This window comes from Paenibacillus contaminans (genome assembly GCF_003285015.1).
GTDB classification, from domain to species: Bacteria; Bacillota; Bacilli; order Paenibacillales; family NBRC-103111; genus Paenibacillus_V; species Paenibacillus_V contaminans.
In genome coordinates this window covers 25,231-36,179 of sequence record NZ_QMFB01000022.1, presented here as the reverse complement: position 1 = coordinate 36,179, position 10,949 = coordinate 25,231, and the positions used below count along the sequence as shown (strand labels likewise).

The 10,949-nt window shown below is 52.1% G+C and carries 8 protein-coding genes and 1 pseudogene; 3 read left to right on the top strand and 6 right to left on the bottom strand.

Annotation, left to right across the window (positions count from 1 at the left end; translation table 11 throughout):
- Positions 1-755: 755 nt before the first annotated feature.
- Both DQG23_RS29115 and DQG23_RS29110 read right to left on the bottom strand, forming a co-directional pair.
- Positions 756-1,985, bottom strand: coding sequence for a CynX/NimT family MFS transporter (locus tag DQG23_RS29115; protein ID WP_113034565.1), 1,230 nt, complete (start codon positions 1,983-1,985; stop codon positions 756-758).
- Complete coding sequence (locus DQG23_RS29110) at positions 1,982-2,692, bottom strand: FadR/GntR family transcriptional regulator (RefSeq protein ID WP_113034564.1); 711 nt, start codon at positions 2,690-2,692, stop codon at positions 1,982-1,984. Before DQG23_RS29110 ends, DQG23_RS29115 begins: the two co-directional genes overlap by 4 nt.
- A 371-nt stretch (positions 2,693-3,063) precedes the next feature.
- On the opposite strand from DQG23_RS29110, the gene DQG23_RS29105 reads away from it, so the two are divergent.
- Both DQG23_RS29105 and DQG23_RS29100 read left to right on the top strand, forming a co-directional pair.
- Positions 3,064-3,639: a TetR/AcrR family transcriptional regulator gene (locus DQG23_RS29105; RefSeq protein ID WP_113034563.1), complete on the top strand. Its 576-nt coding sequence runs from the start codon at positions 3,064-3,066 to the stop codon at positions 3,637-3,639.
- A gap of 120 nt (positions 3,640-3,759) precedes the next feature.
- The gene (locus DQG23_RS29100) at positions 3,760-5,775 is read left to right on the top strand and encodes a YhgE/Pip domain-containing protein (protein ID WP_113034562.1); all 2,016 of its coding nucleotides are present in this window, start codon (positions 3,760-3,762) and stop codon (positions 5,773-5,775) included.
- A 304-nt stretch (positions 5,776-6,079) separates the two neighbouring features.
- Here the strand turns inward: DQG23_RS29100 and DQG23_RS29095 are convergent, their stop codons facing one another.
- The 4 genes and pseudogenes from DQG23_RS29095 to DQG23_RS29085 all read right to left on the bottom strand — a co-directional run.
- On the bottom strand, positions 6,080-6,562 hold the full coding sequence (locus DQG23_RS29095; RefSeq protein ID WP_113034561.1) for a hypothetical protein: 483 nt from the start codon (positions 6,560-6,562) through the stop codon (positions 6,080-6,082).
- Positions 6,563-6,642: 80 nt separating this feature from the next.
- Positions 6,643-6,783, bottom strand: a complete 141-nt coding sequence (locus DQG23_RS42315; protein ID WP_158560747.1) for a hypothetical protein — start codon at positions 6,781-6,783, stop codon at positions 6,643-6,645.
- A 122-nt stretch (positions 6,784-6,905) separates the two neighbouring features.
- On the bottom strand, positions 6,906-7,985 hold the full coding sequence (locus tag DQG23_RS29090) for an RNA-guided endonuclease InsQ/TnpB family protein (RefSeq protein WP_113034560.1): 1,080 nt from the start codon (positions 7,983-7,985) through the stop codon (positions 6,906-6,908).
- 27 nt (positions 7,986-8,012) lie between these two features.
- Positions 8,013-8,144 (bottom strand): annotated as a pseudogene (locus tag DQG23_RS29085) (IS200/IS605 family transposase); the annotation flags it as partial.
- Positions 8,145-8,442: 298 nt separating this feature from the next.
- On the opposite strand from DQG23_RS29085, the gene DQG23_RS29080 reads away from it, so the two are divergent.
- Positions 8,443-10,689, top strand: a complete 2,247-nt coding sequence (locus DQG23_RS29080) for a helix-turn-helix domain-containing protein (RefSeq protein ID WP_113034558.1) — start codon at positions 8,443-8,445, stop codon at positions 10,687-10,689.
- Positions 10,690-10,949 lie beyond the last annotated feature (260 nt).

Below are 10,949 nucleotides of genomic sequence, written 5' to 3'. Positions count from 1 at the left end.
ATAACTTGTGTCCTGGAGAACTAGTAAGGTAAAAACTGCTGCTACTAAGGCAAGTTTCACTATCTCTCACCGAAAACCCATGTTCGGGAGGCATAATGAGGCAAAGGTTATTATCAGTGAGGCCACCCTCACTATCCCTCGCGGAAAACCCGTGTTCCGGCGAGATAATGAGGCAAACGCAACTAATAATAAGGCAAACGAAATTGATAGTTGCGTTTGCCTCACTATTCGGCGAGAACGATCGTTTTAGCGGTGGGATAGTGAGGACAGCCTTATGAACAATGAGGTTTTCTCCACTAAGCGTACGTCCTTGCCATTGTAAGATTGAGCCAGTCAGTACAATTCACTTCCAGCATTGCCACCTTCCATTTATATTCAATTTGTTCCGACATTCGTTCCAGCATGCAATACTTTCACCGGGCGTCCCAATTACCAGAGCAACAGATCAATGTACCGACAGCCGTGGCTGTAAATTTGCCATCCCAAGATGATTTGCCGAACGGGCCCGATGGCCTTTCTCGCATTGCGCCGGCTGTTCGGTCCATATCGACATATGGAACACTTCGCCGTATCGATTCACATCGACAATTTCCTCTAGCCGAATTATCAACGGTTCATAACACGAAGAACCGCCCGTGATTTTCGGACGGTTTTTCATTAAATATCAGTATTTATATGTTTCACATAGGCCTAGTATTTCATCGGTAAACGCGCCTATCCTTATAGGACGGCGAAGCGATTATCCCAGATGCCGGTCAACTCCCGGTCACATACCCTTTGCGTCCGGCGATGAACCCGAAAATCAATAGCAAGCCGGATACGGCGACGAGCAGCAGAAGCGGGATCGTCCAGCTTTCCGTCACATCGTGGAGCAGCCCGAACAGCGTCGGTCCGGCGGCGGCAAGCAAATAGCCTGCGGATTGGGACATGCCGGAAAGCGAGGCGGACTGCTGCGCGTCTCGGGAACGCAGGACGATGAACATCATCGCCAGGCTGAATGATCCGCCACCGCCCATTCCGAGAAGGGCGAACCAAAGAACGGCAAGCGACATATTGCCGCTTAGCAATCCGATAACGCCGGCTGCGAAGCAACCGGCTGCGATGGCTACAAGCCCTCTCTGGCTGGAGAGACGCGCGGCGATCAGCGGAACGACGAAGGAGACGGCAAGCAGCACGAACTGCATGAGCGAAAGCATCCAACCTGCGAACTCGGCGCTTAGCCCGTATTGGAGCAAAATTTCCGGAATCCATGCCACGATGACGTAAAACATAAGCGATTGCAGGCCCATATAGATGGTGACCGTCCAGGCAAGGGGCGAACGCCATAGTCGGGGGTTGCCTTTTTTCGACTGGGCCGTTGGGTTGCCCTGTTTTCTCTGCAGACGGAGCAAAGGCAGCCACACGACGGCGGCGATGCAGGAGAGGATCGCCCAGCAGCCGAGCGCTCCGCCCCATCCGAGGGAAAGCTTCCGTGTAAGCGGCATGCTGACGCCGGAGGCGATCGCCCCGCATAAATTCATGGATACGGAGTATATGCCGGTCATTAAGCCGATTTTGTGAGGGAAGTCTCTCTTTAGCAGGCTGGGGACGAGTACGTTGCAAGCCGCAATCGCCAGCCCGAGTATGGCAGTGCCCGCAAATAGAGCCGCTGCGCCGGGCAGCGAACGAATCACGATACCGACGGTCAGGACGACCATGCCTGCAAACAGTGTAGTCTCCGTGCCGAATCGGGCGGCAAGACTAGGCGCGAAAGGAGACAGAAGAGCAAAGGCGAGCAGCGGCAGCGTCGTTAAAAATCCGGCCATCGTGTTGGAGAGGCCGATGGAGCCGCGAATTTCACCGATGATCGGGCCGACCGCCGTAATAGGCGCCCGCAGGTTGGCTGCCACAAGAATAATGCCGAGGATGAGCAGTCCCACCGATGCGGCGTATGAAGATGAAGCGTTAGCGTTAGGTTGTAAAACGGATGCCTGTTTCGGTGTCATTCTAGATGCTCCTCATGCTGAAGTTCGGAATTCGCGATTGCGGTCAAGGACAGGTCGATAATGGCGCGTACGGCATCCGCTGCATCGAGCGGATGTTTGGCGGCAATGGCCTCGACTAGCCTACCGTGCATTTCCAAATGGCGGCGGAAAGGAGAGCGGCGCTCCAAAGCGCTGCCGATCGCCAGACGGACGGTGTCTGTAATATGGCCGTAAAGTTCGGCCAGGACGTCGTTATGCGCAGCATCTACGATCGTTCGATGCAGGCGGAAGTCCGCTTGCGCGTATGCGCCGGGGTCGGCGGCTTCGGCCGCTTCGCTGCAAAGCCGCAAGCATTCCTGAAGCGTCTCCAATTGCTCGGGGGTCCGTCGTTCGGCTGCCAGCCGTGCTGCCTCTTGCTCTAGCGCATGACGAACTTCCATCGTTTCCTCCAGTCTGGAGCGCTGCAGCCGCCTCTTGATAACGGGACCGAGGCTGCTGGACGAGCATACATACGTGCCGTCACCCGGTCGCGCAGCCAGAAGTCCGGCGTGAATCAGCGCCCTGACGGCTTCCCGTACCGTATTTCGGCTGACGCCGAGCTGCTGCACCAGGTCCGGCTCGGCTGGTATTCGCGTTCCGACGGCCCATTGAGCTTCTTCTATGAGAGCTTCCATTTGCGAAACGACCTGCTCGACAAGCGTCGTCCGCGAAGCTTGTTTTAACTCCATTATTGCAAACCTCCAAACATAGGATGTTTAAATTTGTTGTTGCCTACTTTACACCTATTTGAGCGAAAAAACAAGATTAATCTTCATAAAAATAGGGAATGCCATTCTATTTACCTGTCTTTGTGCTGGCATGTCCGCGTTCGGAGAAGCGGCGCAAAGCAGAAAATACGCGATGCGAGTTCGATTTTCTTCTTACCGACGGTACTGCTTCAGCGATATGTGGAACTTAGATAAAATTGCCGGAAGCTGCTGAGCCGAACTACGGTGGACTTGCGAAACGAGAATATTTGCTTTATAATCAGAACGAAATGACCGGAAAATAATTTTGGTCAGTCGGTTTCGGGAAAATCATTTGCAGGAGGTATCCGCTCATGTCGGTAGACCGCAGAAAGCAGATCGTCGAAGCTGCCACGAAGTCATTCGCGTTTTTTGGATATAAGGCGACCACGATGGAGCAGGTGGCGAAAATCGCCGGAGTCGGCAAAGGAACGATCTACACCTTTTTCGCGCAGAAGGAGGAATTGTTCGACGAAATCATGCACAATTTTATTGTTGAGATGAGGCAAATTGCAGAGAAAGTGATGGATCCGCAAAAGCCGCTCTTCGATAATTTGCACCCGCTGCTGTACGAGCTGCTGGATTTCCGCAGAAAGCATGAGCTGACGATCCGCCTGTCTCACGAAGTGAAGGAAATGGGGACGCCGAAGGCGCAGGAGGGAATGCGGCAGATTGAGCAGGCCATTCTTGCTTTTGTGCAGAAGAAGGTACAGGAGGCGCTGGATAAAGGCGAAATCAAGACTTGCGATCCGGAAATTACGGCGTTCGTAATTGTGAAGCTGTATGTCGCCTTCGTCCACGATTGGGAAAAGCTGAACCCGCCGCTTAGCAACGAGAAGATTGCCGAGCTTTTTCAAACGTATATCGTAGAAGGACTGGCTGTGAAATAGGCAGCCGTTTTTCTTTCCTTGATATGACCAATTGGTTATAATAGTCATTTGGTGTTGTGTGACATGCAGCGGCTTGACCGAAATTGGATTTCGAATAAACAGGATAAGAGAGGGAAGAACATGAAAAGCTTAAAATATGTGATGGTCGAGCTGCTGGCCGTTTTGCGAAATTGGAAGGTGCTTATTCCGGTCATCGGGGTCATTGTCATCCCGTTGTTGTACAGTTCGATTTTTTTGTGGGCGTTCTGGGATCCGTACGGGAAGCTGAGCGATTTGCCGGTTGCGGTCGTAAACGAGGACAAGGGAGCGGTTTTTGACGGCAAAGATATGAAGCTTGGCGACGAATTCGTCGATAAGCTCAAGGAATCGAAAACCTTTGACTGGCAATTCGTAACCCAGGAAGAAGCCATGCAGGGATTAAAGGATAACCGCTATTATTTGGCTTTTGAAATACCCGAGAACTTCTCGGCCAAAGCGACGAACGTGCTTGACGAGCATCCGGATGCGGCGGTTTTTAAATTTTACCCGAATGAGAGCTATAATTTTACATCGTCGCAAATGGGCCGCTCTGCCGTCGAGAAAATGAAGGGCGAGCTGTCCGGCGAGCTGACGAAGGCTTACACGGAAACGATGTTTACGAATATCCACAAGCTGACTGACGGCGTTTCCGCAGCGGCCGACGGCGCTCAGAAGCTGACTGACGGCACCAAAAAGGTTGAGGACGGCATCGTCCAGGTCAGCGAAAATATTTCGAAGCTCGTAGAAGGAGCCATTCCGCTCAAAAACGGCGCATCCGAGCTGTTTGACGGTGCTGTGCAGTTGGAAGGCGGTTTGACTCAGCTGAAGCAAGGCGCAGGACAGCTGACGTCAGGATTGGGACAGCTGGAGGACGGTCATAAACAGCTTGCGGAAGGCGCCAAACAGTCGGAAACCGGCGCGGCGCAATTAAAATCCGGTCTGGACGGAGCGGCCGACGGAGCGGGCAAGGTGAAGGCCGGCACGGCCGGAGTTGCTTCGGGGCTTGAGCAGTACGTCGCGGCGCATCCGGATCTGGCCAAGGATCCTGCTTTCATGCAGATCGTCGAAACGGCCAAAGCGACGGCAAGCGGCGCGGATTCGCTGGAAGCCGGCCAAAAGACGCTTGCTGAAGGAGCGGGCAAGCTCGCTTCGGGCGGCGGACAATTAAGCGCAGGGATGGACATGTTTGGGCAGAAGCTTGGAGAAGCTAAGCAAGGAGGGCAAAGCGTCGAAGCCGGCGCAAGCTCGCTTATCGAGGGAAGCGCCAAGCTGAAGAACGGTTTAGCTTCGCTTGCAGGCGGCGTAACGCAGCTTTCGGACGGCACGATCAAGCTCGAAGAAGGGGCTAAATCGCTGACCGAAGGAGCCGGAACGGTCGCCAGCGGAAGCTCGGAGCTTTCCGGCAAGCTGAAGGAGGCCACCGATCAAACGTCGGGAATCAAAGACAACGACGAGACGTACGACAAGGTTTCGCAGCCTGTAAAGGTAGACGAAGAAAAGCTAAATCCCGTACCGAATTACGGGACCGGGATTGCGCCTTATTTTATTTCGCTCGGTTTGTTCGTCGGGGCGCTGCTTTTGACGATCGTATTCTCGCTGACAGAACCGGCGGGAGCACCGAAATCCGGGTTTGCAATGTTTCTCGGCAAGCTTGGGTTTATGCTCATTGTCGGCACCATTCAGACGGTTATCGTCGATCTGGTGGCACTGTACGGCATCGGGCTGGAAGTGAAAAGCGTACCGCTGTTTTTCGCGCTCAGCTTGATCACAAGCTGGTCGTTCATGGCGCTCATCCAGCTGCTCGTCACTACGATGGGGAACCCGGGGCGGTTTATCGCCATCATTATTCTGATCATGCAGCTTACGACTTCAGCGGGCACATTCCCGCTCGAGCTGATCCCGGACGGCTTGCAACGCGTCAACGGCTGGTTGCCGATGGCATATTCGGTGCCTGGCTTCCGGGCCGTCATCTCCAGCGGCGACTTCGCGTACATGTGGCAAAATGCCGCCGTCATCGGAGGCTTCGGCCTTGGCTTCGCTTTGCTGACGATGATCTATTTCATGATCACGTTCAAAAAGCTGAAGGCAATCGGCGATACGGCCGTGAGTGCGGCATAAAAGTATGACAGTACGGGTGTTTGCAGTTCGTATACGAGCTTCGCACCGCACGCCGGGAGCCGGCGCGAGGTGCGAAGGTGGAAGGAACCGTCCCGGCGCTGGCGCCGCGGGCGGTTTTTTGCGATTGGCAAAAAGAATTTAACAGAAGCGGCTTTAAAACTCGATAAATGCGCCTTGTCCATAAAGGTCGGCGAAAGCCGTGGCGGCACGCCTTCACGAATGCCAATTTCAATATTTCAGGCGGATGAACGCTGCATGACTCTCTATATGCGAGCGCTCTTCCGCTTCTATTCGCTTGAGAAGATTATGCTTGCATGTTTTGCGCAATAATCGCTGCGGCTTCCTCCAAGCTGCGGGCTTGAAAAAGCGACGCGGCGATTCGGTCCAGCGCGGCGGCATCCGTCACTTTGGCAAGCTCCGCTTGCAGTCCTTGTGCCGCTTCGCCGAATTGGGCATGGAGAAACTTGCCGACGAGTTCTTTGATGCGTTCCTCCGCACGCGCATCCGCCCGTTCTTCCGCTTTTCGCTCCCAGTACGTCTTTAATTCCATAATCCGCTCCTCCTCACCGTTTTGTAATTCGTGCAATTCCGCGGCCAACCGGCGCTCGTCCTCTTCTTTCCACGGCAAATAAGATTCGAAAAAGCCGATAATTAACGACATGCGCGCCGGGTCCAGCTCAAGCCGGGCCAGCATTCGCAAAAATTCCTTTTTGACCTCGACCCGTTCCATTTCTTTGAAGTCCATGTTGCTTAGAAGCGCTGCGGCGACAGGATTGTCCTGTTTCAAATAGTCTCGCCAATTTATTTTGAAATCTCAGAAAGTATATCTCCGCTGATTGTTCGATTTCCCGGTAAACGCTCCTGTTCTTAAGGACGGCGAAGCCGTTTATCCTTGTTTAACTCCAGCTTCTGGAATCTGAATTGCAAAACGTTGAAAAATGGGAACGCCACGCGGAATTCGTCCGTTTCTTCGCCGACGCGTTTGTTGTTGAACACGGCAATCGGCAAAATGCGGGGCAGCCTGCTGAAGTAGGTGATGACTCCCCATACCTAAAGGCAGGGGCTTTTCGGATCGTTGAGAACGGCAACCCGTATCTCTCCCCGAAGGCTCCATCCGAGCCGAATATGGTTTAGGCTATTGCTCTTTGTAGGATATTCTTAGCAGCGTTTTCGTCTCGATCCGCAACGAATCCGCAATTCTTGCACCTATGGACGCGAACGCTTAACGCTTTCTTGACGATTTCACTGCAGTTTGAGCAAAGTTGTGTTGTATTGCGCGGGTCAACTTGTTTCACGACTCTACCGGCACTCTCAGCCTTGTAGGTTGTGAATGTGACAAGCTGACTCCAGCCACTATCCGCTATGCTCTTGGCTAGCTTATGGTTTTTGATCATGCCAATGACGTTCAATTCTTCAAAGGCTATCAATCCGTAGCGGTTCACAAGCCGGCGGCTAACCTTGTGAGCGTAGTCCTTACGCTGATTGGCTACACGTTCATGCAGCCTTGCAAGCACACATACAGCCTTTTTTCGTCGACTAGAGCCCTTTTTCTTACGACTAACGGATCGCTGAAGACGCTTGAGACGTTTTTCCGATTTCCGAAGGTATGTAGGAGACTCGAAATATTCGCCATCACTTGTTACGGCAAGCGTCTTAACGCCTAGATCAACGCCTACACGTTCAGCGGAATCAGGCAAAGGGACGCTATCGACTTCACAAGACAAGCAAACGTAACACTTGCTGTTCTTTTGAATGATGGTGCAAGTCTTGATCTTGCCTTCGATTGGGCGGTGCAACTTGATTTTCACTTCTCCGATCTTGGACAGCTTGATCTTATTGCCACTTATCGTATAGCCACCTTGCGGATAGGTGAATGAATCGTATTGGGTTGCCGACTTGAAACGTGGAAATCCTGGTGTTTCTCCACGCTTTACGCGACGAAAAAATGCTTGAAATGCCTTATCTAGTCGCCGAACAACATCTTGAAGGACTTGGCTATGCACGTGCTTGAGCGTAGGAATATGCCGCTTACGCTCGCTGAGCGTGTTCGCTTGATCGTAATAGGTAACGTTCTTGCCTTCGCTCTTGTAGGCGTGAATACGTTCCCCAAGCAAGCGGTTATAGAGCAAGTGGCAACGCTCAAGCGTGAAGGCAATCGCCTTACGCTGTTCTCGGTTTGGATATAGTCGGTATTTGTAGGCTTTCAGCATGGTTCAACGCTCCTTTTGCTCTTCGATCTATCGCTTTACGGTTTCAAGCGATACGCTTCCCACCGTAGCGACGAAATAGCTATTCGTCCAAAGTGAGGGAAGCCGAGAAGCAAGCTGCTTGAAATCAAGGCGTAGAATACGCGACGTATATCCTTTCAGATGCCCTTTCAGTATAGCAGAAACAGTCATCATTTAACGGTCGAACGAAACAAAATCACCTCGCGAAGAGCAACAAAAAACACCCCCAATACAGACTGCAAGAGTCTGATCGGAGGTGCTGCCTCACGTATCGCATAGAAATCGGGATTTACAATATAAGGCTACCTATTTTTGAAAGAAGTGTCAACCGCCGGACGTATCGACGTTTTTTGATCTTATCGACTTTTTTTAAAACCCCGTTTACAATCGGAAACGATAAAGGTAAGATTTATTGAAATCGCACGTTCAGGAGGAGTTTATGCGGATCAAGCGGCTGCATCGTATCCAGCTTTCGTATTTGCCGGTTATGTTCGTGGTCGGCCTTAGTCTGCTCTTTATCGCATATTTGACTTTAAGCGAGGTAACCAAGCAGTCGGCGTTAAAAGCCAATAACATGTTGTCGCATAACATCATTCAGACGATCGACGAATCCTTGAAAAGGATCGATATGGCGATTACCGGACAACTGCTGGAGAATGAAAAGGTCAGGCGCTTCTTTCAATCCGAATCTATGCAGGACAGGCAGTTCTGGGACTATCAGACTGCGGCTGCTTTGAATGAAATGATGGCCAATCATCCGCTAATCCGTTCGATTAATTTGTACCGGATCAGCGACAATATGGTTTTGACGCCGACGACGTTTACCCGGTTGGATAACTTCGGAGATAAACAATTTATAGGCAAGCAGCTTTCCGCCTTGCATCCGTTTCGATGGACGGAGCGTCGTCCGTATGCCGAGCAGCCGGGCGTAACCGAGTCGAATGTGGTCAGCCTTGTCAAATATGCCAACTTGTCCGAAAGAAGTCTGGTTATCGTACATGTCGATACGGAACGGTTGAGCCGGTTGATCCGCGATATGGCGGGATCCGGTTTTCAATATATCGAGCTTTTGGATACGGATGGAAAGCGCGTAGCATCGCGGGATTGGGCGGACCCCTCGAAGCAAGATCGGGATGTCCGCGAAAACGGGGAAGAATGGTCGAAGGCCAGCTCGGACTATACGGGGTGGACGGTTCGAAGCGGCGTCTACCAAGGCAGTATAATACAGTGGATTTCCTCCTTTTTCTATGTATGGATTGCGCTTGGTTTTCTGATTATAGCGGCAGGCATTGCATGGCTCGTTTACGTGACGAGGCGCAACTACCGGCCGATCCAATCGATATCGCAGCGCATGAACGAATATTTTCGGCAGAAGCAGCAGGAGCTGAAGCTTGAGGACCAGGACGATGAGCTGCAATATATCGAAACGGCGATTGAAGAGCTGTTCGATCAATCCAGCCAGCTTTTGGAACAGAACAAGGAGAACCTTGCTTACCGCCGACGATATGTTTTTTTGCAATTGCTTGAAGGGGCGGTCGCGGGGCAAACGCAGGAATGGAAAGAGGAGATCGGACAATTCGGCTATTCGCTCGCCGACTGCGGACTTTTGGTCGCCATGATCGAAATCGACGATTACAGCGAGTTTAACGGGAAGTATAACCATCGCGATCAATACTTGCTGAAGCACGTCTTGAATACTGTCTTACATGAAATGGCGGAGCCAGCCCAGCTGAGCTTATGGGCGGAATGGGTAGACCGGCACCAGCTAGGCCTGTTGTTTATGCTGGATCGGGATGGAGGCATGGAGAAGGAGGTTTTCGAGCTTCTGACCAAAATGACGGGGTGGGCCGAGCGGCATTTGCCGTATACGGTCACGGTCGGCGTCGGGTCTTGCGAGAAGGATGCCGCCAATATCGCGGAATCGTATGAACAGGCGCTGGAAGCGCTTAGCTATAAAACGTCGCTCGGTACGAGCCGGATGATCCGCTCGGCCGATTTTGCCGCAAAGACGCCGTTTGAGCTCGTCAGGCAAGCGCAGCGGGTACGCGCTATTTGCCAATCGTTTCGGACGGGCGACGGCGAGTGGGAGCGGTATTGGGACGACATGTTCGGGGAATTGTGGCAGCAACTGGTGTCCAAGGAAGATTTGATCGGCTTGCTGAATTATTTGGTTTACCAGCTTCATAGAGAAATGGCGGAGCTTCCGGAAGAGTTTCAGGCGATCTGGAACGGAGGGGCGCATGCGGAGCTGAACGGGATTGCGAAGCGAGGGGAGACGCTGGAGTCGATTCGCGAGGAGTATGCCCGCGTCTTGAGGGAAACGGCCGCGAGAATGCGCGAGCTGAGAGAAAGCAAGCATAATCATCACCTGATCCGCAGCGTCAAGCAATATGTAAACGATCATTACAACAATCCGGATTTGTCGCATGCTCATCTGGAGAGCGAGTTCGGTCTGACCGCCAGTTACTTGAGCCGATTGTTCAAAGAGGAATTTGGAGTCAAGTTCATCGATTACGTGTCGCAGACCCGAATCGAGAAAGCGATCGAGCTGCTGAAGGAATACCCGGACAAGACCGTCCAGGCGATAGCGGAGCAGGTCGGATATATGCATGGAATCACATTCATTCGGGCATTCAAGAAATATACGGGAAGCACGCCGGGCAATTTTCGGAAGGACTTGATTTGATAGAAAATAGAATAACCCCTACATTGTCCGTAATTCCGATTAAAGTCGATCCGGTCAAAAAACGTCGCAGCAGCGGCTTCGATTCCTTTCGAAGCCGTTTTTTAATTTTCGTCGATCCGGTCAAAAACGCTATATATACGGGGGAAAAGGGGAGGTGTTATGGTTAATCGCGGGTAACATGACTGCATTTGAAAGCGAGGGGGGAGCCATTGAATAGATAGAGAACGGCTTGCTGCTTGGGGACAAAGTACTTCAGGTTC